The organism is Ktedonobacter racemifer DSM 44963 (assembly GCF_000178855.1).
In the GTDB taxonomy this organism is placed as follows: domain Bacteria; phylum Chloroflexota; class Ktedonobacteria; order Ktedonobacterales; family Ktedonobacteraceae; genus Ktedonobacter; species Ktedonobacter racemifer.
This window is the reverse complement of sequence record NZ_ADVG01000003.1, coordinates 1,826,288-1,851,497: the sequence shown is the minus strand read 5'-3', so window position 1 is coordinate 1,851,497 and position 25,210 is coordinate 1,826,288. Positions and strand designations below refer to the sequence as shown.

Annotated in this window: 21 protein-coding genes and 4 pseudogenes; 12 read left to right on the top strand and 13 right to left on the bottom strand. The window is 53.6% G+C overall.

Going from position 1 to position 25,210, the window contains the following annotated elements; all coding sequences use genetic code 11:
• Positions 1-330: 330 nt before the first annotated feature.
• The 3 genes from KRAC_RS37200 to KRAC_RS37190 all read right to left on the bottom strand — a co-directional run bounded on the left by KRAC_RS37200 (position 331) and on the right by KRAC_RS37190 (position 4,849).
• On the bottom strand, positions 331-1,428 hold the full coding sequence (locus KRAC_RS37200) for a WD40 repeat domain-containing protein (RefSeq protein WP_274532169.1): 1,098 nt from the start codon (positions 1,426-1,428) through the stop codon (positions 331-333).
• Between the two features lie 20 nt (positions 1,429-1,448).
• Complete coding sequence (locus KRAC_RS37195) at positions 1,449-3,407, bottom strand: serine/threonine-protein kinase (RefSeq protein ID WP_007916342.1); 1,959 nt, start codon at positions 3,405-3,407, stop codon at positions 1,449-1,451.
• A 473-nt stretch (positions 3,408-3,880) separates the two neighbouring features.
• Positions 3,881-4,849 carry a Na/Pi cotransporter family protein gene (locus KRAC_RS37190; RefSeq protein ID WP_007916341.1) on the bottom strand — a complete coding sequence of 323 codons (969 nt, stop codon included), beginning with the start codon at positions 4,847-4,849 and terminating at the stop codon, positions 3,881-3,883.
• Between the two features lie 122 nt (positions 4,850-4,971).
• Here KRAC_RS37190 and KRAC_RS37185 point away from each other — a divergent pair.
• A pseudogene (locus KRAC_RS37185) lies at positions 4,972-6,137 on the top strand (RNA-guided endonuclease InsQ/TnpB family protein).
• A 59-nt stretch (positions 6,138-6,196) separates the two neighbouring features.
• Positions 6,197-6,544, top strand: a complete 348-nt coding sequence (locus KRAC_RS79975; RefSeq protein WP_075164451.1) for an MGH1-like glycoside hydrolase domain-containing protein — start codon at positions 6,197-6,199, stop codon at positions 6,542-6,544.
• 1,212 nt (positions 6,545-7,756) lie between these two features.
• Here the strand turns inward: KRAC_RS79975 and KRAC_RS76755 are convergent.
• On the bottom strand, positions 7,757-7,909 hold the full coding sequence (locus KRAC_RS76755; protein WP_157507531.1) for a hypothetical protein: 153 nt from the start codon (positions 7,907-7,909) through the stop codon (positions 7,757-7,759).
• Positions 7,910-7,929: 20 nt separating this feature from the next.
• Here KRAC_RS76755 and KRAC_RS73970 point away from each other — a divergent pair, with 20 nt between their 5' ends.
• Entirely contained in the window at positions 7,930-8,679 is a 750-nt protein-coding gene (locus KRAC_RS73970; RefSeq protein ID WP_083814993.1) for a transposase, read from the top strand.
• A 10-nt stretch (positions 8,680-8,689) separates the two neighbouring features.
• On the opposite strand, the gene KRAC_RS37165 is transcribed toward KRAC_RS73970, so the two are convergent.
• The 3 genes from KRAC_RS37165 to KRAC_RS76750 form a co-directional block, all read right to left on the bottom strand.
• On the bottom strand, positions 8,690-9,103 hold the full coding sequence (locus KRAC_RS37165) for an HIT family protein (RefSeq protein WP_007916323.1): 414 nt from the start codon (positions 9,101-9,103) through the stop codon (positions 8,690-8,692).
• A 729-nt stretch (positions 9,104-9,832) separates the two neighbouring features.
• A complete protein-coding gene (locus KRAC_RS67010) occupies positions 9,833-10,618 on the bottom strand; it encodes an integrase core domain-containing protein (RefSeq protein ID WP_244422436.1) in 786 nt (261 codons plus the stop codon).
• Positions 10,569-11,168, bottom strand: coding sequence for a helix-turn-helix domain-containing protein (locus KRAC_RS76750; protein WP_040445642.1), 600 nt, complete (start codon positions 11,166-11,168; stop codon positions 10,569-10,571). Before KRAC_RS76750 ends, KRAC_RS67010 begins: the two co-directional genes overlap by 50 nt.
• A 537-nt stretch (positions 11,169-11,705) precedes the next feature.
• On the opposite strand from KRAC_RS76750, the pseudogene KRAC_RS37145 reads away from it, so the two are divergent.
• Positions 11,706-12,354 (top strand): annotated as a pseudogene (locus tag KRAC_RS37145) (RNA-guided endonuclease TnpB family protein); the annotation flags it as partial.
• Between the two features lie 135 nt (positions 12,355-12,489).
• Here KRAC_RS37145 and KRAC_RS79970 read toward each other — a convergent pair.
• Positions 12,490-13,641, bottom strand: a pseudogene (locus KRAC_RS79970) (IS3 family transposase).
• A 65-nt stretch (positions 13,642-13,706) separates the two neighbouring features.
• Between KRAC_RS79970 and KRAC_RS67005 the strand changes: the two are divergent.
• Positions 13,707-14,352 (top strand): annotated as a pseudogene (locus tag KRAC_RS67005) (zinc ribbon domain-containing protein); the annotation flags it as partial.
• A 59-nt stretch (positions 14,353-14,411) separates the two neighbouring features.
• Here the strand turns inward: KRAC_RS67005 and KRAC_RS79965 are convergent.
• Positions 14,412-14,582, bottom strand: a complete 171-nt coding sequence (locus KRAC_RS79965) for a transposase (protein WP_420795847.1) — start codon at positions 14,580-14,582, stop codon at positions 14,412-14,414.
• Here KRAC_RS79965 and KRAC_RS79960 point away from each other — a divergent pair.
• Entirely contained in the window at positions 14,541-14,789 is a 249-nt protein-coding gene (locus KRAC_RS79960) for a Kelch repeat-containing protein (protein ID WP_420795846.1), read from the top strand. The genes KRAC_RS79965 and KRAC_RS79960 overlap by 42 nt on opposite strands.
• Entirely contained in the window at positions 14,726-14,944 is a 219-nt protein-coding gene (locus tag KRAC_RS72125; protein WP_007916319.1) for a hypothetical protein, read from the top strand. The genes KRAC_RS79960 and KRAC_RS72125 overlap by 64 nt, the downstream gene beginning before the upstream one ends.
• Positions 14,945-14,995: 51 nt before the next feature.
• Here KRAC_RS72125 and KRAC_RS79955 read toward each other — a convergent pair whose 3' ends face one another.
• Together KRAC_RS79955 and KRAC_RS37110 are read right to left on the bottom strand one after the other, a co-directional pair.
• Positions 14,996-15,277, bottom strand: coding sequence for a hypothetical protein (locus KRAC_RS79955; protein ID WP_040445638.1), 282 nt, complete (start codon positions 15,275-15,277; stop codon positions 14,996-14,998).
• Between the two features lie 34 nt (positions 15,278-15,311).
• A complete protein-coding gene (locus tag KRAC_RS37110) occupies positions 15,312-16,421 on the bottom strand; it encodes a hypothetical protein (protein ID WP_040445637.1) in 1,110 nt (369 codons plus the stop codon).
• Positions 16,422-17,143: 722 nt separating this feature from the next.
• Between KRAC_RS37110 and KRAC_RS37105 the strand changes: the two genes are divergently transcribed.
• Together KRAC_RS37105 and KRAC_RS37100 are read left to right on the top strand one after the other, a co-directional pair.
• Positions 17,144-18,205, top strand: coding sequence for a LacI family DNA-binding transcriptional regulator (locus KRAC_RS37105; RefSeq protein ID WP_007916318.1), 1,062 nt, complete (start codon positions 17,144-17,146; stop codon positions 18,203-18,205).
• A gap of 247 nt (positions 18,206-18,452) precedes the next feature.
• Entirely contained in the window at positions 18,453-19,730 is a 1,278-nt protein-coding gene (locus tag KRAC_RS37100; RefSeq protein WP_007916317.1) for an ABC transporter substrate-binding protein, read from the top strand.
• Between the two features lie 167 nt (positions 19,731-19,897).
• On the opposite strand, the gene KRAC_RS76740 is transcribed toward KRAC_RS37100, so the two are convergent.
• Positions 19,898-20,473, bottom strand: coding sequence for an RNA-guided endonuclease InsQ/TnpB family protein (locus tag KRAC_RS76740; RefSeq protein WP_244422435.1), 576 nt, complete (start codon positions 20,471-20,473; stop codon positions 19,898-19,900).
• Between the two features lie 6 nt (positions 20,474-20,479).
• Positions 20,480-21,034: an RNA-guided endonuclease InsQ/TnpB family protein gene (locus tag KRAC_RS76735; protein WP_052568869.1), complete on the bottom strand. Its 555-nt coding sequence runs from the start codon at positions 21,032-21,034 to the stop codon at positions 20,480-20,482.
• Positions 21,035-21,167: 133 nt separating this feature from the next.
• Here KRAC_RS76735 and KRAC_RS37090 point away from each other — a divergent pair, with 133 nt between their 5' ends.
• The 3 genes from KRAC_RS37090 to KRAC_RS37080 are packed head-to-tail and all read left to right on the top strand — an operon-like array spanning position 21,168 to position 24,984.
• Positions 21,168-22,103, top strand: a complete 936-nt coding sequence (locus KRAC_RS37090) for a carbohydrate ABC transporter permease (RefSeq protein ID WP_007916315.1) — start codon at positions 21,168-21,170, stop codon at positions 22,101-22,103.
• A 39-nt stretch (positions 22,104-22,142) separates the two neighbouring features.
• The gene (locus KRAC_RS37085; protein WP_007916313.1) at positions 22,143-23,015 is read left to right on the top strand and encodes a carbohydrate ABC transporter permease; all 873 of its coding nucleotides are present in this window, start codon (positions 22,143-22,145) and stop codon (positions 23,013-23,015) included.
• A 52-nt stretch (positions 23,016-23,067) separates the two neighbouring features.
• A complete protein-coding gene (locus tag KRAC_RS37080; RefSeq protein ID WP_007916311.1) occupies positions 23,068-24,984 on the top strand; it encodes a glycoside hydrolase family 127 protein in 1,917 nt (638 codons plus the stop codon).
• The last annotated feature ends 226 nt before the right edge of the window (positions 24,985-25,210 follow it).

Below are 25,210 nucleotides of genomic sequence, written 5' to 3'. Positions count from 1 at the left end.
TCCTAAAGCCGTACCAGAGCCGTGCCTTCGTTGCTGCATTTACTTCTTCTAGCAGAAGAACACTTGTTTGTCTAGGGCAAGGGCAAAAGCCACATACGCCTAACCACTGCCATGAAAATGGCATGGCTTGCGGCGGGCTAAAGCCCATCGTGTCAACCACTGCTCCACTTTTCCACATTTACCCCCTTCTCTGTGGAGAACTTGTGGGAAACAATGCTCAGTATAGACTGAGGAGGAGATGCCCATTGCGAGATCGGCTCCATCTGCAAGGAACATCCTCCTCGCTGTATCCCTTCTCTGTCATACAGATCCAAGATTCGCTCGACCTCATCAAATAACTTTCCATATGTAGATACCTTTGCCACGACCTATTGCAATACGCCGACTCTCCGGTGACCAGGCAAGCGCGCTCACAAAGGGAGGATTTTTGAAGATGGCATATACCTGACCGGTTCTAGCGTTCCAGATATGGATAGGAACGGAGCTATGGCCCCCAGAGGCAATGAATCTGCCATCGGGAGACCAGGATGTAAAAGAAAGAAAGGATCCGCGTTGACCCGTGTGGGTGAGGAGAGGAGGGTCTCCGACCGTAGCTTCCCACACTTGCACAGTGGCATCATTGCCCGCTGTGGCGAGGAATCTGCTATCAGGGGACCAGGACGCGGCATTGACCCCTTCGATTCCGGTTACATGCCCCCAATACACGACAAGCGGCGACGACCTCCCCATGGCTTCATATACCCGTACAGAGCAATCAACACATGTAGTGGCGATGAGCCTCCCATGGGGGGACCAGGCCACCGACAGGCTGTATCCCCCACCTGCAAACGTCTGCAGAGGGCCCTCACCGCTTCTGGCATCCCAGATCTGCACGGTCCCGTTATAGTCGCTCGAAACCAGAAAGGCACCGTCGGGGGACCAGTCCAGAGAACAGACATGTCCGTAACGCACTGCCTGGAGATGTCCTCGATACACAACAAGAGGGTCCTTGCCAGTATTGGCCTCCCAGACCTTGATGGCCCCGTTGCTGGCACAGATAAAAGCAAGGTGCTGATGATCCGGCGACCAGACATCGACGTTGAAAGTAGAGGGATGCTCTCTGTACTCAGCAAGCGGCCCTTCCTCCGTATTACCCCCCCAAACGATAATAGTGCCATCATACGCAAATGCAAGATGGCGGCTATCGGGGGACCAGTCTATATCCATGATAGAGGAGGCGCGATGATTGCGATAAGTCACCAGGGATCCCTCTCCAGTTCTGGCATTCCAGATGTGGACACGGCCACGATAGTCGCCCGAGGCAAGAAAGGTGCCATCGGGGGACCAACTAATTGCTGAGATCCCTGCGCCACAATGTCCTCGATAGGCAAATAGATCTTTCGGCATATAAAGCTCTTTCCAAGAGACGCGACAATGGCCGTCGGTCACAGCATCCTGGTGATTTTCTATCACTCACGAAGTTCATGCGCTTTTTGATACGCCTGATGCGCTTCGGACATTCGTCCGAGCTTTTCAAGCGCATATCCTTTATTCTGATAGGCTTCGGCATCGTTTGGACGAAGCTGGACGGCGTACTCAAGAGCGGTTAACGCCTCCTCATTGTGCCCTATAATCCTGAGCAGAATTCCTTTAGTTCGGTAAAAAGTGGCGTTTTTGGGATCAAGCTGGATGGCATACTCAAAATTGGCTAACGCTTCTTCCATGTGCTTCAGGCCCCAGAGGGTCAATCCTTTACTAAAATAGACAGAGGCATCCTTTGGATTAAGACGAATGCTTTGTTCAAAAGCCTCCAATGCCTCCTCGAGTCGCCCAAGGGTGTCGAGCACCTCCCCTTTGGCTTGATAGGCATCTGCGTTTGTTGGATCAAGGCGAATGCTTTGTTCAAAAGCCTCCAGTGCCTCCTCATGTCGCCCAAGGGTTCTGAGCAGAATTCCTTTGTGGCTGTAGGCGGATATACGGGTTGGTTCAAGGTGAATGACCTGCTCAAAGGCTGTCAGTGCTTCTTCAGCTCGTCCAAGCATCTCCAGCGAACACCCCTTAAGGAAATGGATATTCGCATCTGTTGGATTGAGTTGAATCGCCTGCTCAAAAACTGGCAATGCCTCCTCATCACGCTTTAGTTTTTGGAGCGCCATTCCTTTACCAAAGTAGGCGGAGACATGGGTCGGATCGATGTGAATGGCTTGCTCATAAGCTGCCAGCGCCTCTTCCATGCGGTTGAGTCTGCGAAGCAGAAGTCCTTTATTCCCATATACCTCAGCACTGGTTGGATCAAGACGAATGGCTTGCTCGTAAGCCTGTAACGCTTCTTCTTGACGCCGAAGTTTTCCAAGGATTATTCCTTTCAAAGAATAGGAGACAGCCTCAACCGGCTCATCTTGAATAGCACGCTCACACAAAACCAGCGCCTCCTCGTGCCGTTCGAGCCTGTTCAATGAAACTGCCTGGACAAAAAATGTTGAGGTTGAAAGTTCAATAAATTTGGAGCTCTCACGTGAATAAGGGAGTCCTATCAGGCGAACAAAGCATGCCTCTAACTCCGTTGCTACTTCCTCCATGGTGGCGGGACGAGCCTCGGGTTGGTACTGGAAACATCTGTCAAGGAGCTGCATGATCTCAGGAGGCATAGGAGGAATTGCCTGATGTTGTCGCTGATAGCTGGTAAGTACCTCGCGCGCCATGATACCGCTCATCCAAGTGACCCCGCCAACGAACATTTCTAGCACCGAGACGCCCCAACTCCAGATATCCGTTTTTCGACTCAGCGGTCTGCCTGCCGCTTGCTCTGGTGAGCAATAGGCCGGGGTCATCCCGCGCGAACTGACCAGGATGCTTTGCCGATCGCTCCTTGCTGTGCCGCCAAGGTGCTCTGGTTCACCTGCTACGATGCGTGCCCTGGCGAGACCAAAATCGGTGATTCTGGCAAGTCCCTCCGAACTCATCATCACATTTGCAGGCTTGACATCCTGGTGGACCACTCCCTGCTCGTGCGCAGCATGCAACCCCCAGGCGAACTGGATGGCGATCCTCAGCATTCGGAACATCGCCATACCCTTTCTTCCTTCGTAAAGGCGCTGATCACGAATCCAGTCGCTCAAACTACCCCCGTCAACATAATCGATAAAGATCCGTGGAATGTCGCCCAGGATTTCCACAGCGGAGCAATAGACAACGTTACTATGCATCTTGAGTTTTACCCAGGTTTCCGCCTCTTGAATGAAGCGCTCCTTGCCGTTGGCAGTGGTGAAGATCTCTGGTTTGGGACTCTTGACCGCTTCATAGGTATTCCTTTGACGATCGTAGATCTTATAAACCCTTCCCATGCCCCCTTCGCCCAAGATGCTGCGCACTTCATACCTATCAAGGATGACATCGCCGACCAGCCAGTCATAGACGTCCTTCGGCATCACAACCTCCTTCATGAGATAGTTCCCGCCTGCATGAGGCGTCGGCGGTTAAGCAACAGCTGATCCATCAAGAGCAGGATATGGGTGCCAGGAAGCCCTATTGGAAGAGACGTTTTCTGGCTGTACAGGTTGTTCCATCAGACATTCCCCTCATACGAGCAAGAGCATTGGCACGTTCTGGAGCAGCTATCTGCCATATTCCCCGTTTCACTTCTTTTCTCTACTATACGCTATAGGATCCGTCCACGGCAATGGTCGTACAATGGAAATGCGCTGAAAATGCCATGGAGAACCAAGAGATGGCTGTGATGATGTTCTCCTTGCCAGGCTGCATAGATCTTGAAAGAACAAAGAGTCCAGCAGCCTGACTGATGCAGAAGGTACGCTTCCCATCGGCTTATCTCTAGCACCTTGCAATGTGGAGAACCTGTGGAAAAACGCTCTCGTCCATCACCTACATACAGACGCAATGCCTATCCGGCAGATTCTTGCACATAGCGTACAGTCCCCTGTTCTCCCGCTGGTGATGGCACCAGGTAAGATAAAACCCCAGCCAACGGACTCGCCAGAGGAACACAGACACAAGTCAAGAGCACATTAAAACCCAGATGAGCAATAGCCACCTGCATCGTGGCATTCGGCCAGTAGCACGCGAGAAGGAAGGCCAGGGGGTTGAGAAGGAGGAACAGGAGACATGCACCAATGAGCTTGGTCCCGGTATGAACCAGCGCCTGGCGCTGTCCCGTGCGCGTCGTTGCACGACGAGCCGCCAGTAATGTAGGAAGCGTGGTACCCACATTCGCCCCAAGCATCAGCGCAAGTGCAGATTCAGGGGCAAGGGTATGAGCGGAGACCAGAGCAAGTGCCAACCCGATCGTAGCCGTGCTCGAGTTCAGGAGCGTAGCCAGCAGTATTCCCAGCACGAAGAGAAGGACAGGTCTGCTCGCGTATGTATGAAGTATTCCAACCACCCAGGGACTGCTCGCGAGGAGTTGGCTTGCCTGAGAGAGAGTGAAGAGGCCCAAGAGCATAAGACCAAAGGCAAACAGCGCCTGTCCCACGCGCCTCCAGGGAGTGTGAGCGGTACAGAGCGCAAGCAAGGCAAAGAGACCGACGAGAGTGAGCGCATAATCGGTAATATGAAAGGAAATCAGCTGCACCGCAAGGGTTGAGCCAACATTTGCTCCGAGCAGCATCACAATAGCCGTTGAAAAGGGCAAAAGGCCCGTATTCACCAGATCAATCAACAACGAAGACATTGCGCTCGAACTTTGCATACATGCCGTCAGAACAAGACCGATCAGATAGGCGAAGGCGGGGAAACGCGCCACGTGCAAGAAGCATTGCCGCAGATAGCGACTGTCCGATTGTCCAATGACCTCCGTCATCGATCGGACACCATAGAGTAAGAGCGCCATACCTGCCAGGATAGAAAAAAACATCTTGAAAAAGAGGTTTCAACAGTATTGAAAAAGCGAGAAAAATAGGTTAAGATGTAGTTGTGGAACATATGTTTTAAACAACAACCTTCTTCGAGCAGCGGTTCTGTGAAAGGATGTGAGGGATGATCAAGGCGCATAAGATCAGACTCCATCCCACAGCGGAACAGGCGGTGTACTTTGCCAAAGCCGCCGGGACCGCACGCTTTGTCTGGAACTGGGCATTGGCTGAGTGGAACCGCCAATATGAGGCCGGGGGAAACCCCACCGCCTTCAAGCTCAAGAAGCAGTTTAACGAGATCAGGCGGGAGCAATTCCCCTGGACCTGGGAGGTCACCAAGAACGCCTCTGATCAGCCCTTTCTCGATTTGGGCAAGGCGTTTACCGCGTTCTTTGAGGGCCGTGCACGCCGCCCGAAGTTCAAAAGCAAGAAGCGCAGTACGCCGAGTTTCTACCTCGCCAACGATCAGTTTGAACTGGGTGATCACCGCATGTGGATCCCCAAGCTCGGCTGGGTGAATATGGCCGAGAAGCTCCGGTTTGCGGGCCGCGTGAAGGGGGCACGCATCACCAAAACAGCCGAGTGGTGGTTTGTGTCCATCCAGGTCGAGATCCCTGATCCCATCGCGGTGAAGAAACCAGCCGCCGTGGGTATCGATGTGGGGCTGAACCGCCTGGCCACCTTGAGTACAGGAGAGGAAGTCGAAAACCAAGCCTTCCTCAAAACCACCCTCAAGAAATTGCGTCAGGCCAACAAACGGCTGCACCGCCGAAAACTGGGATCCCGCGAATCGGGAGAAAGCGCGCCGACAGGTCGCCCGTCTGCATTATCGCATCACCTGCCTGCGCCAGGATGTCCTTCAGAAGCTCACAACCAAACTAGCCGACAGTTACTGGATCATCGGGGTGGAAGATCTCCACCTCAAGGGACTCCTCAAGAATCGCCGTCTCGCTCGCTCGTTCGCCGATGCCTCGCTCGGCACCCTCAGACGTCTGCTCGAGGCAAAAGTGGCGCAACGTGGGGGAGAGGTGATCAAGGTGGACCGTTTCTTTCCTGGAAGTCAAGACCTGTCATTGCTGCGGTTGGACGTGGGAAGCGATGACGCTCAAGGATCGCATCTTTGTGTGTCAGAATCCTGCTTGTCCGTATGATCAGTTTTCGCAGGATCGAGATCACAACGCAGGTCAGAATGTGTTACGGGAAGCCCTTCGCTTGATCGGGCTGATGGATCAAGCCGTCTCCGGTACTGGCTCGGACGAAGACGCAAACTTGCCTGCGGACGCGGGGTAAGACCAAAAGGCTTCGGCCCGGAGGCACCTACGGATGAAACAGGAACAACGAAATTCGGTGTGAATGTGTGCTTGCATACGTTTGCATATGAAAATCGGAGCAGAGTAGCGATCCCTTTCCCTAGTGTAGCCTACGACGAGGAGGTATACCATCCTGATCTATGGTGGCGCGGACCAATGTGGCCTCCCGTGGCGTACTTTATGCTTGAGGTTCTCAGAGCATATGGCTATGAGAGCGCGTATCAGGAGATAGCAGAGCGTTTGTATACCACGATGGTACGAGATGGAAACCTCACCGAGTGCTACAATTCCCAAACCGGCGCGGGAATGGGATGCCGTCAGCAGGGCTGGACGGCGGCCCTGGTGCTTCACCTGAACAAGCATCTCCGAACAAATAGAAGGATTTGACACTTCCCCAGATACATCACGGGGAATTCTTCATTTTACAAAATTTTTGTATTTTTGGGCATCAGCTTCTTTTCCAGTGAGAACTATTCGTATTTTTCACGTCTCCCCCACAGAAACAATTGCCAGCCAAACGTATGCTAAAATACAGAAAGGGAGCCACTCATCAAGACATGGCCCCTTCCCGTCTCATGGCAGATACGGTCATGGGGGTCTCATTCCAGTTTATGCCCAAAATGAGACCTATCCATCACTTATCCTTCTTCTTTCTCTGCTGCTTTTCCTGCTCTCGCCTCCTTCGCTCCTTCTCGGCAGCCAACTTAGCAGCGGCAGTAGCGGCAGCGATAGCGGCATGAAGAACAGCACTCATCTCTTTCACCTCCCCTCATCTTCCACTTCACTGAGAGCGTTCCGAAAAACTGCGCGTTGCGTTTCTCGAAGATGGTCCATGCCCTATTTTTGAGCCATAGAGACAAACTGTTCCCTCTTCATTGGTTCAGCGAGCTTCTTCAAGAAGAAGCGCGATCCAAGTGATAGAGAACCTCCTCTTTTCATCACGCAACTGGTTCAGTTAGATGCTGAAAAAAGAGAGAAAAAACGATACATTCAATATAACTGATATTATATTGCTTCAGCAAGGAGCAAATAGGGAAAAAACCGGGCCATCCAATTCTCTTCTCTCACTGATCCCGGCTCGCGTAGCGAGCGTTCGAGAGAAGGCGTTTGGGCTGCAAACGGCTTGCTCATAACAAGAGGCATCGTCTACGACACCACAAATATATGCCCCTTTACCATTCCTCGGCACCTACTTGGTGGAACTCCCCATGAGAGGCTCTCTCCCTGACGCTTTTTCAATAGAATATAACAAGTAAATAAGAGCAAAAGGGGTGAGAAGCACGCGTCACCGAGTACCTGGCAGCTTGAGAGAGGACTTTTGTGTCTGGGAGGAGGTCGGCGAACAGAAGAGATCGTCCTACAAGCAGAAATGTGAGCTGAAAGAGGACAATCTCCATGAGGAGTCCATTATGGACTGTGTGGCAGGACCAGGTCAAGGAATTTTTTACGCACTTGCATGGGCATCAAAGCAAAACGCTTGCGCTGTTTGTGGTCGGAGTGATCAAAGCCCGGAGTCTGGTGATCCCGGTCGTGGCCGAAGAACTGTTAGCCGAGAGTGAAGCGAAGGCGAGTAGCATCGAGCGTCGTCTGGAGCGCTTTTTAAGCAATGAGCGTATTGAGACCGAGAAGACCTGGGACGCGCTGCTCGCCCAAGTGCTGCCCTTTTTTCGGCGAGGCCCGTTGCGCCTGGTTATCGATCTCACCTCCTATGAAGAGCATGCGCAAGTGATTTACATCGGTCTGCTGCACCATTCTCGCGTTTTACCGCTGGTATGGAAAGTCATGCCAGGCTGGCAAAGGTGGGATCAAGGCTGTGGGAGTGCATTGAAGAGCTGTTCAAGCGACTGGCTCCTCACATCGGCGAGGCGGAATGCACTGTGCTTGGCGATAGCGCATTTGGCTGCTCTCCGATGGTCGCTCTTTGTCAGAAATACGGCTGGCATTACCTCTTCAGAATTTGTGCCCATCATACCTGCCAGCCCTACGCGCCTGCTGGCCATCTCTTGCCTTCTCGTCGGGTCTGCGATGTGGTCGCCACGCAAGGCTCGCGGTTTTATGGACGCGTTCGGTTATGGCAGGAGGAACAGCTTGAGACCAACCTGAGTGCCTATTGGGACCCGCATGAGGAAGAAGCTCTGCTGGTCATTTCTGACCGTCCCGCAGGTGGAGCCCGCTTGCGAGAGTATCGCTTGCGGTGGCGAGTGGAATCCACCTTCCAGGATTTGAAGAGTCGTGGGTGGCAGTGGGAAAGCTGTCATGTGCGCCGGTTGGATCGCATCGATCGGATGCTGCTCGTGCTCTTTCTCGCCGTCTGGTGGCTGGTTCATGGGGCTGCCTCCTGTATGCATCATGGCAAACGCGATCGCTATGATCGCCATGACCGCCGCGACAAGAGCATTTTCCGCATTGGCAGGCTGTATCTGTTAGATCTTGCGGGCAACTCCTCTCGTCTCTGCGAACGTAAGAAATGTTTATTATTTCGAGGTTCGTCGGTCAAATGGCGTTTTTCTCTTCGCTTTTGATGCGCCGAGCCTATTGCTCTCTGTACAGGGATGCGGTGATCTTCTGCAAGGTCTCCTGCTTGTCTGCCTTGCTGATGTGGTGGGCGGTCTGCTGCGAGCGAAAATCGACAGCGCGCCAGCGAGGGTAGATATGCAGATGAAAGTGGAAGACCTCTTGACCAGCAGCTGACTCATTAGCTTGCGTCAGGTAAATCCCTTCGCACTCCAGTCCCAGTTTGACAGCACGAGCGATCTCTCTTGCTGCTCTCATGATGTGGGCACCAGTTACGTCATCCAAGGAATAAATAGTGGGAATATGTTGCTTGGGCACGACCAGCGGGTGATTTTCTTTGGAAAGAAAGACGATAATGTGCTCATCTTCTGTCACCACATAGGCTGGGGCTTGATGGTGAATAATCTGGCAAAAAATGCAGTTCTCACTCATGCGGTAGGGCTCCTCTCCTTCATTTCGCTGTTCATTATATCAGAGTCTAGATACGCCTCTCCCTTCACTTCTTCCCTCTTTGAAGATGTTCTACATGAGCTAAAAAGTGTCAGGGAGAGAGCCCATGAGAGGTGCTAGAGTCCTACACAGGCGGGCATCTCGTGGGAAGATCCAGTTATTTTGAAATGATATCCCGTGCTATTTGAACAAGGCACGGATGAAAGTGATCAGTATTCTCTATTACGTGTAGGGGATTGACCCATTGAGAATCGGCATACTCTTCATTAAGCTGAACACTCGCTTTTTCTTCATCAGTCAGGTTGACGGCTGTTGTGATTGAGAACATATGGCATCCGTTCGTTGTTGGCTCCCATGCTCTTGTATCCCAGATCTGACTATAATTGTCGTATACTATAAAAGAGACACAATCTATTTGTTTGAGAGAAAAAGCACTAAAAATGGCAAAAGCCACGAAAACAATCAGACAAGCGTTGCAGTATCTGTATTGTTTTCCGACTTCAGCTCTTGCAAGAGTACTTGAGATTACAAAAAACAAGCATCCAAGCAACAAGCAAATGAGTAAGCACGAGAGCATGAGCGAGAACAATGAGGAAAGGGTCGACCAGGGAGGGGAAAAGGAGACGAGCAAGTGATGGAGAGGAAACGAGCAAGCAAAAAAGTGGACAGCAGTCTCCTCGACGAATCCATTCCCGCAAGCAAGCACAAAGATTATCGAGCTTGGAGGTGTCGCCGTCGCAGGTTCATCAAGCGTTGTCGTTCCTCTGAACGAGCGCGCTCTTGCATCAAGGCAATGTAGTCATCCAGCGGCATGCGTTGGCCTTGCAGCCCTTTGATGGAAAGCTGCTTGATGATGCTCTCATGCTGCAGGACCTCGAAGCAGCGCTCGGCAGCATTGACACCCAAGGTGATGAGCTGTCCAGCCAGTGCTTGCTTGATGTAATAATCGGCCCCATCAACGCTCACGCGGCCGTCTGACTTCACCCGTCGCGCATAGGTCCGCCCGTGAACTGCTTGCAACCAGGCATCCGGATCGACGACGGCTGGAAGCGCGGGTAAGGTGGGCAGCACAGGATGCGCCTGGCTGGGAGGACGATTGCGACAACTGCGCCCCTGATGAGGGCGCTGCGTGTTGTAGAAGTGCTCAAAGGTCTCGGTGACATTGCGAACCTCTTCGAGGGTTCCAGGACGATGCACAAACAGACATTCTTCCTTGTAGGTCCGATGATATCTTTCCACATAGCAGTTGAGTTCTGGGTGGCGGGGAGGCAAGACGTTGGGCTGCACGCCAACACACAAGAGAAATTGGCACAGGGCTGAGGGAAAATCGCGTGCCGTTGCACTGCCTACCCAACGAGGATCGCGGTCAAAGGTCAAGATGCTGGGACAGCCGTAGCGACGCAAGAAGGTGGCCACCGCCTGGAACGCCGTTTCGGCGTGAAAGTCTTCATGAACCTGGGCGTCGAGCAAGAGGGAAGTGCCTGCGTCGACCCGCATTGCACGCTTCGATCACATGCTGCCGCGCGGGCATCAGGATCATGCAGATCAGCAGGAACGGTGGAGACATCTTTAAAGTCGAGTTGGACTTCCTCCAAAGGGGCTCTTGGCAGGCGAGGAGAGCGCTGACGAGGACGATCACGCTCAATGGCTCCTGCAGCATCCAGGATGCGCCAGATGGTGCGTGTCGAACGAGGCAAGCGGGCCTTTTTGCCTGCAAGGCTTCATCTCGCTGCAGATAATACAGGATCGCCAGTGGTCCAGGCGTGCGCTGCAACGGCTCTGGGGGAGCCTGACGGATCGAGAGCACCCGCTCTTTGACCTCAGTGTCAATGCGAGGAGGGTGATGGTGAGGGGCGCGAGAGCGAGAAAAGAAGATGGAAGCATCGAGCGCTCCCTGGGCTTGGGCTTCTCGAAAACGCTGACGCCAGGTACAAACCATGCTCACAGAGCAGCCGACCGCATCAGCATACTGCTGAAGTGTCCACTCAGGATGCTGCTGAAGCAGGTGGAAGAGGTGAGCACGCTTTCCAACATATTCAACTTCCATAACACTCCCTTTCTGAGAAGCGGAGAGCAGAGAAACGATCACCTGTCATGGAGTTTACCTGATGAAAGGGAAGGGAGTCGAGCAAGCGGACAAGGGCTATTTCACAGTGAGAAGCAAGTAGTAAAAAGAGAGCCTGCTCGCTTGATTTTGAGAAGCGAGCAGGCTCTCTTTTTACTACTTGCTTGCTTATTTCAAGCAAGCAAGGGAGCGCAAATTTACTGTTTGCTTGCTAAAACAAGCGAGCAAGTACGATATTCATAGCTTGTTTGCTTTTTCGATCTCAAGTACTTTTGCGAGAGCCAAAGTCGGAAAACAATACAGTATCCGCCACAGTCAGCCCACTCCTTCGCGGAGCATCAGGCGCTCTACAATCGTGTCGTGGCCTTCTACTTTGAGGTCATCCAGGCCCATGAGGGCGGCCTCCTCTCTCTCAAGAGCAAGGAGGCCCTCACCGCCCTAGAGAAACTCACCCATGCGACGGAGAAGAGCCCCCATCCCATTCTGCCACTTTCCGACATCGCCCCGGATATCCCCGCGATGTTCCGGCGCGCCGCCATCAATGCAGCCCTTGGCTCTGCTCGCGCATTTTTCTCCTCGCTCAAACAGTGGCGAGCACGCAAAGAGAAGCACGAGGCCCAACCATGCAAAAAGGGCAAGAAGAAGCAGCCGTTCAGGGAGCGGCCACCGGTCCCGCCGCGTACCTGGAACAAATCGGCCTCCTTCTACGCGGGCTTGTGGAAAGAACGCGCTACGCACTCCATCATGCTCAGAGTGTGGACCGGCTCGTGCTGGTCCTGGCTCAAAATTGGTGCGCTTTCTCGCGATATTCCCGAGGGGTACGCAATAGGGAGCCCGCAACTGGTTCGCAAGGGCAACCGCTGGTGGTTGCATACTCCCATCGAGAAAACGTTGGAGGCCCCCGCCAAGGTTGTTGAACAGATAGCATCCAAAGAGACACGTCTCTGCGCGGTCGATTTGAACCTCGACCAGCATATAGCTGTGTGTACCGTCCAGGCAGTCGAAGGCACCATCCTGGCTACGTCCTTCATTGGAAATGGCACAGCGGTATCGGGCACAAGGCGCGAGACTGCTTGGACGTATTGCACACAACCGATCTCAGACTGGCATCATTGCCCAAGGGGAGCAGGACAATGCTGATCTGTGGCGCAAGATCAAGCACGTCGATGTGAGCTTGCCCCGTTTTCGTAGAGTCTCTAGAGGTTTGAGGTGAGGAGAGTGAAAAATGTTTTGACGCAACGTGACGTTAACGTTTTTATTATAGTATAAAAATTGTATTACGTCAAACGTTACGTTATGTTTTTTAATTCCCCGTCCGCTCATAATTCAGTGGACTTACGTATCCGAGTGTAGAATGCCGACGAACACGATTATAATAGACTTCCATGTAGGTAAAGAGTGCTAATCGCGCTTCATCATGTGATGAATAAATGCGTTCCCCTACACATTCATCTTTTAAGGTTCCAAAGAAACTCTCCATCGCGGCATTGTCCCAACAATTTCCTTTACGTGACATACTTGACTGTATTCCAGCTTGTTCTAAACACGCCTGATACGCTCTTGAAGTGTACTGACTTCCTCTATCACTGTGATGCAGCAACCCCGCTTTAGGGCGACGGCGGGCAAGGGCAAGGTTAGCGTGCCTGTTCTATTAATCCCTCATCGCAATTGCTCGACATCGACCATCCCACAACCATTCGTGAATACAGATCTAAAATGACCGCGAGATAGAGCCATCCTTGTCGAGTTGGGATATACGTGATATCCGTCACCCATTTTTTGTTTGGCGCTTCAGCACGAAATTCCCGATTTAAAAGGTTGGGAGCGACTGGATGAGCCATATCTCTTTTTGTGGTCACTACTCGACGCCGTTTACGTCTGGCAGAAAGGTTCTTCTGCCGCATGAGCCTGGCGATCCGTTTGCGTGAGCAGGTGATCCCTTCGTCACGCAGCTCTCTCAAAATGCGTGGGCTTCCATATCGTCCTTGATGAGTTACAAACACCTGCCGTATCTTCTGCGTTAAATGAGCATCTTCTCGTTCGCGCAGGCAGGCTGAACGTTTGCGCCAGGCATAAAAGCCGCTTTCCGAGATTCCGAGCACATCGCACATGATAACAATGGAGAATTCATGCTTGTGCTGTTCAATAAATTGATGTTTCATTTGGATTCCCGTGAGAAGATGCTCACTGCTTTTTTTAGTATGTCACGCTCCTGCTGGAGTCTTTCGACTTCGCGTTTCAAGCGACGATTTTCTTCCTCAAGCGTGGTTTGATGCCCTTTGCCTGGAAATGCTTCTTTCCCATGTTCTGCTAATTCCTTGCGCCACCCATGAATCGCGCTGTCGGAGATACCCAGCTCGCGCGCTATTTGTGCAATCGGCTTGCCTGATGTTTGCGCCAGCCGCACGGCTTCCTCTTTGAATTCTTTTGTGTAGACCTTTTGGCTCTTTCCCATTGATAAGCCCCTTTCTGATCTGCTTCGAGTATATCTCAGCTTTAGGGACTCTTTCAAATCGGGGCAATCTCAATGAGCACATCGCGCACCAGGTGAGCGCCCGCATTGTCCAGTTCGCCATCGAGCAGCAAGCAAGCATACTGGTCTTCGAGCATCTCGGCAACCTGCGCCCGCAAAAAGGCACGTATTCGCGCCGCAGCAACATGAAACGCGCGTACTGGATGCGCAGGGCGCATCTTCAAGTACTCGAAGTACAAGGCGTGGAATGCAGGTGGTCTCATCACGTGCCGCGTCAATCCGCGCAATACGAGCCGGGAATGCCATCGCTGTCACGCGCCTGTCATTCGCTACAACGAGGGTGAGCCGGTTGAGGGATACACGCCCGGCGCGGCGCTTTGCCTGTGCCCACAATGCCAGATGCGCGACCATGCCGACCGCAATGCCAGTCTGAGAATCGGGCAGCGCTTGATCGAGCGCTCCCAAGAACCATTGAAGGAAAAGCCTCATGCTCATTCGCGACGTGCGATGAGGGGGTCGAAAGACCCAGGTGTTGGGATCTCCCAGGATGCCGAACGCGAAGGGCAACCATCTCTTGCTCAAGCAAGGCAAGGGGATCACGCCAACGGGCCTGGCACCGCCCAGGGGGGATTGCGCTGGATGGGTGCGCGCCTCTCAGATATGGCTACCACACTACGCCTCCATTTTGAGTAGTCCCTACGGGACATGTCTCACGGAGGCGCTTACGGAGCCGTGTCAGAAGCTGCTGGGCTTTAGCCCATGCGGAGTGTCACCAGTCGCTCAATGCCTTCCGTAACCAGCAGATCAATGATCCTCTTGCTCGCTGCGTGCAGGTAGTGGTTAATGCGGCGCGTCCGCCTGTTGGTGAGGCGATCAAGTTGGTGGGAAGTTTGGGAAGTCTGTCGCTTATCCTTTGCCAGGATTGCCTGAAGGCGCGCACGGGATTGACGGCGGCGGTAGGGCCTGATGGGCGAATTTACGCTATTGGGGGCCGAAACGCAAGTGGCCCTCTCAAAACGGTGGAGGCATATGACCCCAGAACGAATACCTGGACACCCTTGCACCTATGCCAACCGCACGCTATGGCCTTGGAGGCGCGCTCGGACAGGATGGAAAAATCTATACAGTAGGCGACTCTACCGAGAGTTATGTCAATACAGTCGAGGCCTACACTAACCAGCCAGTGGCGATGCATGGCATACAGGTGGGAGAAATTTACCTGCACCCCGAAGCGACAATACCGCAAACCGGGCGGGAAAGAAAGCGCACCCAGCGAACAAATTGATGATCTAAATCTGAGGCCTCTCCGGCATACATGCACGGAGGTTCCTGTTCCTCACCCATCGTTTCCGGCCTCTCCCGAAGGAGAAACCGGCTCTTGGTGGAGATAGGCAGGACTTTTCAGCCGACACGCTCTGGCACGGGCAGCTTTGCCAGAAGCCGACACGCCCATGCTTCGGGGGAATGGCTCCCCTTCATTCGCACGTTGTTGCAGATCCTCCATCACGGCTCGTAGGCGCGGCTCCGCACCTTCCCAGACGTGCTGGGTGATGGAGGGTGTTGTTTGCTCAGGTTCCAGGTAGGCAATCAGGAAGGCCGAATACAGATCACGTTGCACTGGTCCCAACCCGCACTCACAACGGTGCCAACGCTCAGATCGTGGCTTCTTGTGATACTGCCCCGACTTCTGGCAGTACTGAGAGAGTTTGGTCTGGTAGGCTGAAACTTCGCGCAGGGTGCCGCCAGTTTTTGCAACTATGCGAGTCAAATGCGCTACAAACATCCCTGGGGCGCGCGCGTCCGATGCTCCGACCATACTGCTTCTGCCATCCTTTGAACGAGGTTTTCTCTATGGTGATCGTGGTGCCCACCGAAGCGATGCGATGAGCCAGGTGTCCATGCAGACTCTTGCGGTGAGCAGCCAGCCGTCTTTCGGTTGTGGCGTGTTGTCTCCTGGTCGCCTGGTATCGCTTACTCTCCCTCCATTTGAGACGACCCTTGCCCTTTTTGACACGGCCCTTTTCGTCGTAATTGTTGGGATTCGTGGCGCGTCTTTGCCGGTCCATCTTGCGCTGCAACCGGCGTTTTCTGCTGGCATTGGGGGAAAGCTCCTGGCAGAACGTGACCAGATCCGCCTTTGCTCGACGAGGGACAATCGCGAGTGTCGATGGGCCAATATCCAGGCCAATCATGTCTTTGCCTCCCTCCTCATGCTTCGGTTTGACGAAGGCATGGCCCTCTAAAACCAATTGCACGCAATAACGATGGCTGTCTTTATCGGCTCCCTGTGCCTGTGGTGAGGAAGCTTTGCGGCGAACCAGGCGCACATACTTGATGGGGTGGCGCATGCCATGCCGCACCACCGGGTCTCGCCAGTCGATGATGGCTGGGATGACCTCTTGGTTCCAGATCAGGAAGCCGCCATCGCCCGCATTGGGATCACACACGAAGCGCATGCCGACATCGTTGCGTTTGCCCTCCACGCTATCGATGCCACGTCCTTTGCTGCGGAAGCGTACTCGTGTGGCTTTCCCAACACAGACCCGGTTGACCGCCTGATAGGCGCGAGTCGCAAGGGTTTGAGCCATGGTGCTCTCGATGTGATCAGCGATCCACGAGACACGGGCAAGCTTGGCATACTCGTGTAGCTCGTATTCGGAGAAGTGATACTTCTTGCGTAAGGCAGAAAAAGCCTGAGCGCGTTGCTGTTTGTGCGAGCGTGGGAGAGCTCGCGCCTTGTTCCATGCAGAATCATTGCGCATGCATCGGAGCCGCTTCATGGCTTCAGCAAGCAGAGCGTTATACAGGCACCGAGCCGCTTCCAGGTGCGCACGTACATGGCGTTCCTGGCTCCAATCGACCTGGAGAGGGAGTTCGAGAAGAAAGGTCGGTGTCGCGGGCTCGCTTCATGACGTGCGTTGCCTTCCAATGCAGAATATCTCTTGAGAAAGAGATGGGACTACTGCCCGTCCCTCGTGTCTTTCTCCACGTTCACATGCCTACACAGCTATTCCAGTTGAGCAGGCTTCTTCCGGTCACTCGACGACGTACCGTTCGGAAATGGATTCGTGAGAAGCAACTCCGCGCTCTTCAGGTAGGTCGAAGAGGAGGATACCGGATCCGGCGCTCTGACTGAAATGAGCTTCGCGCGCAAGCGTGAGACAATACAAGACGATGATCGTTCTTCATCCTGTGGAGAACACCGTGCGAAAGAAGAGCGATGCTTCCTCTCCACCCACCCAGCCCGAAAGGAACGCCCATTCATCCCCGCCTTAGAAAGAGCGGGCTTTCTGGGCCGTTCTCTGTATTCATAAAAATCAGGAAACCCTTTTCTTTACTAGCTCTTTGAGCCTAGCTGTCATCTATTTTTCGGCAAAAAGGCGCTATATTCGCCGTTATATCCCTTGACAGGGCCATAAATTGAGGGTAATCTATATTTGTAGTAAGGAAAAGCTTTTCCTTACCAGATCATTTGGAGAGATACGTGAGTAGCGAATTAAGTAATGAATCCGTTAGTCGACAGATGCAGAGCGTGACTATCCACGATGTAGCGCGCGAAGCCGGTGTGAGCATTGGCACGGTATCGAAAGCCCTCAATGGACAGGGAAAACTGAAGTCCGAGACGCGTGAGCGCATTCAAGAAGTGGCGACACGCCTGGGATTTCGCCCAAACATGATGGCACAAAATCTGTTACGAGGTCGCAGCTATACCGTCGGTCTGCTCACAACTGATAGCTACGGGCGCTTTAGCATCCCCTTGATGAAGGGTATTGAGGACGCGCTTGGTACAGCGCAGATTCTGGTCTTTCTCTGTGACGCGCGCGACGATGCCCAACGTGAGCGTCAGTACATTGAGACACTGCTCAGCAAGCGTGTTGACGGTATCATTGTTACCTCGCGCCGGACTGATCCGCGTCCCGCTATCGACGTTGGGCAAACGGGCCTACCAGTGCTCTACGCCTATACACAGGTAAAAGAAGGAAATGCACTCTGTATCTTACCTGATGACGAACAGGGTGCGCGTCTTGCTATTGAGCATCTTGTCGAGCACGGACGACGCCATATCAGCCATATCATGGGACCAAGCCACTTTGAGTCGACGCAGTTGCGACAGAAAGCAGTGCGCCAGGTACTTAAGGAGGCCGGGCTGGCTACCCACGAGCAACGTTTTCTCTCCGGGCCTTGGCAAGAAAGCTGGGGATACAACGCCACTCAATTTCTCATAACCTCTGACCCACAAGTAGATGCGATATTTTGTGGCAACGATCAAATAGCTCGTGGCACTATTGACATGCTACGAGAACTGGGGAGGAAGGTTCCTGATGACATCGCCGTCATCGGCTTCGACAACTGGGAGATCATCGCGGCGTCCAGCCGCCCACCACTGACGACTGTTGACCTGGACATCTATCACCTGGGACAACTGGCAGGTAGTCGCCTGCTAGCGATGATAGATGGCTCAAGAGAGACGGGTGTCATCCGACATCCTTGTCACCTGGTCATACGCGCTTCCTGTGGAAGCCACGATTCGGTGCCCAACCTATAAAACAACTTCCACTTATTAGGAAAGTATTTTCACAACTGTCTGTAGACATATCACAGGGATCATCACTCTCTAATGTAATGGTCAGGACATGTTTTGCCGTCATGCGGACATAATTGCAACATGTAGACATGTTGAATGCTTCTAGAAAGGGGGAACCCAAACAAGGTAGAGCCTCCATAGTTTTTCACCAGGAACGGGTATTGGGTGCATTGCAGCACATCAAACGAAGAGGAAAGGATATTTAGCAATGAAGATGCGAAACTTATGGCGGGCTGTAAGCCTGCTGTTCGCTTGTGTAGCCGTCTCAACAAGCCTGCTCGGCTGTTCGGCACTGGGGTCAAATGGGTCCGACGCCAATACGATCTCCTTCTGGGTTCGCGCGGCTGATGAGAATTTTGTACGCCCACTGGTCACCACCTATAACGCCAGCCACAAAACGCAGGTTAAACTGACGACCATTCCAGACGCGCAGTTTGTGACCAAGTTTGGTACCGCTGTCGCGGGCGGAGACTCGCCTGATGTCGTAGCTATCGATCTCGTATATATGCCTTCTTTCGCGGCTGCTAACGAGATGACCGATATTACCAATATGGCGCATTCGCTCTCGTTCTATGATAAACTCAGCCCTTCCCACATTCGCCTTTCTACTTACAATGACAAACTCTATGCTCTGCCCTTCAGCGCCGAGGGTTCGGTGCTCCTCTATAACAAGAAACTCTTCCAGCAGGCAGGACTGGACGCAAACAAGCCTCCGACCAACTGGAGCGAGCTAGAGACATATTCCAAGAAGATTACCGCGCTCGGCAACGGCGTGAAGGGATACTACTTCTCCGGTCGCTGCGCGGGCTGCAATGCTTTCACCTATCTTCCCTACATCTGGGCCAGCGGCGGCGATGTGCTGAGTGATGATGGCAAGACGGCGACCATCACTTCATCCCCCGCAGTTAAGGACGCGCTGAACTTCTACAAACGCCTGTGGGACGAGGGACAGATTCCCGCAGGTGCCAAGGTCGATGATGGCTCAAACGGGCTGAATGCCTTCTCCACAGGTAAAGTCGGCATGGTGGGTAGTGGAGCCTTCTCAATCGGCACGCTCAAGAAGCAGCATCCAGATATCGATTTCGGCATTACCTATCTGCCTGGCGAAAACGGCAGTTTCTCATCCTTCGCGGGTGGAGATACCATCGGCATTCCTCGTGGCTCCAAGCACGTCAATGAAGCCTCCGACTTTATCAAGTGGGCGCTCTCTGAGGATGTCCAGATCAACCAGTTCGCCAAAAACGGTAGTATTCCAGTCCGTACCGACCTTGCTGAGAACAAATATAGCAAGCTCGATCCACGCTATGTTACCACATCGCAGGCCATGGCAAAGGGTCGTACACCCTATTCGGTCCACTATAATCAACTCTTTAACGACACAAATGGTCCCTGGCTGGCTATGCTGCAAAAGGCTATCTTCGATGGACAGGTCGATAACGCCATGAAGACAGGTCAAGACCAGTTCACCAAGATACTCAATAGCTAAGCTATCCAATCGGCGTCAGAGGTTCTAGGCGATGTTATGTCGCATCATATACGACGCAACATCGCCTGAGATACCTCTTAGGCACTTCTCGACTAAATACTCCGGCGCTGCGATTCTCCTGGTTTATGCCACTTCTCGCCGTGCTATTTAGTGACGACTCCCCACGCCTACAAGGCGGGGGCTTGCGGAATGACGCAGCCGTGTCGTCCCACGGCTTGTTCTAAGATATTCAAGCTGGCATTGTGATCTCGCTCGATCACCAGGCCGCAGGCGGAGCACTCATAGAGGCGGACCGAGAGGGGCATGGGCTGGCGATGACCACAGGCCGAGCAGGTCTGTGAGGTGTATGCAGGGGGCACTTTCACCACGCGTCGCCCAGCGTCCTCCGCTTTGGCGACCAGGGCGGCGAAAAAGGCCGACCAGGCTGCATCACTGATCGATTTGGACAAGGAGGGGTTCTTGGCCATGCTGCGGACCACCAGGGCCTCAACCGCGATCAGCCCATAGCGGTTGATCAGGCGCCGCGACTCCTGCTGGACGAAGTTCTCCCGCCGGTTGGCGATGCGTTCATGCACCCGGGCGACCACTTGACGGCGTTTGGCCCGCTCTTTGCTTCCTTTCGCCGTTTTGGCGAGGCGGCGTTGGGCCTTGGCGAGAGCCTGCTCTTCCGCGCGAAAGAACCTGGGGTTGGCAATGGCGGTGCCATCGGAGAGGGTGGCGAAGGTGGTGAGCCCGACGTCCACGCCCACTCAGGCATCTGACGGGGGCAGGACCTCGGGTCCGACCTGGGCGCAGCAGATCGAAACGAACCACTTGCCCGTGGGGGAGCACTTGACGATGGCGGTCTTGGGGGTGCCCTGCATGCGCCGGTGCTGGACCATCTTGACATGGCCGAGTTTGGAGAGGACCAGCTTGCCGTCGCCCGAGAGGGAGAAACAGCCCTTCTCGCCGTACTGAGGAAAGGTGAGGCTATGATAGCTAAACCTGGATTTGTAGCGTGGGAAGCCAATCTTCTCGCCCTTCTTGCGCCCACGAAAGAAGGCCTGGAAGGCCAGGTCCACGCGCTTGAGCACGTTCTGCAAGACCTGGGCGTTGACCTGTGCGAGTTCCGGGCGCACCGCTTTGCACGCGGGGAGTTCCGCGCACTGGTGGGCGAAGCCAAGGGAGACCCCAGCCATGCGGTAGGCATCGCGCCGCTCTTGCAGGGCAGCATTATAGGTCTCGCAGCAGAGGGCGAGCCACTCGTTGAGCAGACGTTGCTGTTTCTTGGTCGGATACAGCCGGAATCGATAGGTCTTGTTCATACCTATGGATTCTCATGGAGGGGTGCGAATACGGAAATGACCACCCTTCCCCGAACAAGGAACGCCTCTGCGCACCCCCATGGCTCAAGCCAGGGGCCCTCAAAGGCGCTTTTCTGGTAGAAAGGACATGTTTATGTACGCCCAAAGCAGTCAAAGTGTGCTTGTAGGGAAAAAGCAGACGCGTGCATCCGGCAGATTCGAGCGGAAACAGCGTTGGGCCGGGATCTTATTCGTTCTCCCCAGCGTGCTCTTCGTGGCGGTCTTCTTCCTGGTTCCGCTCATCATGACGGCTGTTATGTCTCTCTATGACTGGCCCCTGCTTGGTGACCATCACTTCATCGGACTGCAAAACTATATCCAGATGGCCTCGGATAGCACATTCTGGCAGAGCCTGTGGTTCACAACCAAATACACGATCATTGTGACGCCTGCGATCTTTATTATTGCCTTTATCCTGGCTCTACTCATTCGTCAGCAGGTACCGGGGGTAGGAGTCTTTCGCACGGCATACTTTATCCCCGTTGTGATTGGTCTTAGCACGGCGAGCCTGCTCTGGACATGGATGTTTAACGATCAGTTTGGCATCTTTGACAGCGTTTTGCTGCGTCTGCATCTCATCAAAGAACCCATCGTCTGGCTTGCTGATTCGACAACATCGCTCATTGCTATCGGCGTCATGGTCGTCTGGAAAACTGTAGGTTCAACGATGATCTTCCTGGTCGTGGGGATGAATGCCATTCCCAATGAGTTGCTGGCGGCTGCCAACGTGGATGGCGCTGGACGTTGGGCGCGCATCCGTTATATCATGCTGCCGCTCTTGAAACGTACCTTCGCGCTGGCACTTGTGCTCTCAGTGATTGGCTCATACCTGGCGTTCGACCAGTTCTATGTTATGACGCACGGTGGTCCACAAAACTCCACCATTACGGTTGTGTACTGGATCTACAACAATTCGTTTACGTACTACAAGCTTGGCTACGGCTCGGCGCTTTCTATCATCCTGCTCATCATTCTGATTATCCTGAGCGTCATTCAGTTATATCTCTTACGCGATGATACTCAATACTAGAGGTGCGGTCCTTTTTCGAGAAAGGAAGGCTTAAGTAGCATGGCTATCCCAATGAAAGTTCAATCAAAGCACCGCCTTCAGGCCAAAGCGCCTGTAACCCGTGCGCTCTACTATATCGTTTGCACTGTACTCGCCCTGATCTTTCTCTTTCCCATAGGATGGTCTATCCTTGCCAGCCTGAAGCCAGCCAGCGAGTCCATGCAATCGCCAGCGACATTTCTGCCGTCACACATCTCTTTCGAGAATTATACCAGCATCTTGAACACTGGTATCGTCAATTATCTGCTCAATAGCGGCTTTGTCGTTATTGTCACAGTTGTCTTGACGCTCGTGCTCAGCATTCTAGGAGGCTACGGCTTCTCACGCTTCAAGTTTCCGGGGAAAGACATCATCTTTATGGTCATTCTTGCCACGATGATGATTCCCTTCCAATCCATCCTGACGCCCCTATTCCTGCTCTTACATTCCTTAGGGCTCCAGAACACACTTCTGGGACTGGCTCTGGTCTACACGACTTTCCAACTCCCCTTCGCCATCTTTATGATGCGCAACTCGTTCGATAGCGTGCCTAAAGAGTTAGAGGAGGCGGGCTATATTGATGGTTGCAGCTCAGTAAGTGTGCTTTACCGCGTGCTCATCCATGTCATCTTTCCCGGCGTGGTCACGGTGGCACTGTTCGCGATATTCGCCGCTTGGAACGAGTTTCTGGCTGCTCTCATCTTTATGACGGATAGCGATCAATACACTATGCCCGTCTATCTCATCAGCGCACAAAGCGGACAATATGGAACGGTAGACTGGGGAGCTATCCAGGCCGGAATGACCATTACGATACTCCCTTGTATTATCGTTTTCCTGCTGCTTCAGCGCTATTACATCAATGGCCTGATCGCCGGTGCCATAAAATCGTAGCGAGGTGGCTTTTTCCGCGCCCACTTTTGACAATGAAAGGTTCTACAAAACCATGACTCTGCGACAAATAGAATCACATACTCACCTTCACGAGCCATTCGTAGTAGATACCACTTACAGCCCACAGGCACGCCTGCATCCATTACACTTGCGCCAGGTGCGCCTGCAAGATCGTTTCTGGGAACCACGCCGCCAGATCAATCGTAACATCACACTTCCTTCGCAGTACCAGCAATGCGTGCAGACGGGACGTCTCGACAACTTCCGGCGCGCGGCGGGCCAGGTCGAGAGTCCCTTCCAGGGGCGTTTCTTCAACGACTCCGATGTGTACAAATGGGTCGAAGCCGTAGCCTGGACACTTGCAGCCGAGAAGGATGAGAAACTGGAAGCGCTAGTTGATGAGGTCATTGGACTGATCGCCGCCGCCCAGGGTGAAGACGGCTACCTGAACACGTATTTTACCTTCGAGAACGCCGATAAGCGCTGGACAGACTTACAGGTCATGCACGAACTCTACTGCGCAGGACACCTGATCCAGGCTGCCGTAGCGCACCACCGCGCCACGGGCAAGACAACCCTGCTGGATGTCGCCACCCGCTTCGCTGACTATATCGATAGCGTCTTTGGCCCCGGCAAGCGCCCTGGCACTTGTGGACACCCTGAGATAGAGATGGCCCTGGTCGAACTGGCCCGCGATACGGGCGAGGAGCGCTATCTTAAACTGGCACAGTTCTTCATCGACAATCGTGGTCAACAGCCTCCCATTATCAGCGGCAAGCCATATTACCAGGATCACGCGCCCTTCCGCCAGCAAGACGAGGTAGTGGGACACGCTGTCCGTGCTCTCTATCTTTACGCCGGAGCCACTGACGCCTACACAGAAACCGGTGAACAGGCTCTCTTGCATGCGATCAATGCCCTCTGGGCAGACCTACAGCAGCATAAAGTCTATGTCACGGGAGGTGTCGGATCACGCTACGATGGTGAGGCCGTTGGTGAGAGCTATGAGCTACCAAACGACCAGGCGTATACCGAGACCTGCGCCGCCATCGCGCATATCATGTGGGCCTGGCGCCTCCTTCTACTCACCGGAAATGCCCTTTATGCCGACGCTATGGAACTCACCCTCTACAATGGCATGCTCGCTGGTATCTCGCTGGATGGTGAGAGCTACTTCTATCAGAATCCCCTGGCGGACCGTGGCAGGCATCGACGTCAGCCCTGGTTCGGGACTGCCTGCTGCCCACCCAACGTAGCGCGCTTGCTGGCCTCGCTTCCGGGTTACATCTACACAACCTCGGACGCTGACCTCTGGGTTCACCTCTACACGAGTAGTGAGGCCAATGTGCGTTTGCCACAAGGTAGCGTGCTCAAATGTAAGCAGACCAGCAACTATCCCTGGGAAGGTAAGATCAAGCTCAGCATCGAGCCCAAACAGGCAAACGCTATCTTTGGCCTCAATCTGCGCATCCCTGCCTGGGCGCATGGCGCGACGGTCAGCGTCAATGGTGAAACACTCCCTCCTCCCATCCAGCCTGGCAGCTATTATCGCATCGAACGCACCTGGCAACCCGGCGACCAGGTAGAACTTGTGTTGCCACTGCTCATGCGCGCCGTGACCAGCCATCCATACATCTCAAACAATAATGGGCGCGTTGCTCTGCTGCGCGGTCCGCTGGTCTACTGTGTCGAGCAGTCCGACCACGAGGCCGATGTCTGGGATCTGTACCTACCCAAAGACTTTCAGTGGAGCGAGCACTACGCTGAAAACCTTCTGGGTGGCGTCGTCACTGCTCAAACATCAGCCTTCGCGCGTACAGACACAGGCTGGCAACAACAACTCTACCGCACCTATGGCGAGGAACAACCGACCTACGCCCCGGCGACGCTGACCGCTATCCCTTACTACTCCTGGGCCAATCGCGAGGCTGGGCCCATGCAGGTCTGGCTCCCCATTAAGCCAGAGTAAGAAGTGTCTCTCGCGTCTATCGCGCTCATAGAGAAGAGGAAGTATTCGTACATTTTCAACATACGATGCCTCCTCTTTCAACTCGTTCTACATAACTCGATTTCCAGGCGCACTGATAAGAGAAGGGCAAAAAGGGGTGAACAATGGCCGAGAAGACACTTGAGCCTGGACAGCCTGAGATTGATCCTATAGAATCCTTGTCGTTGTTCTTAGAGAGAGGAGCAAG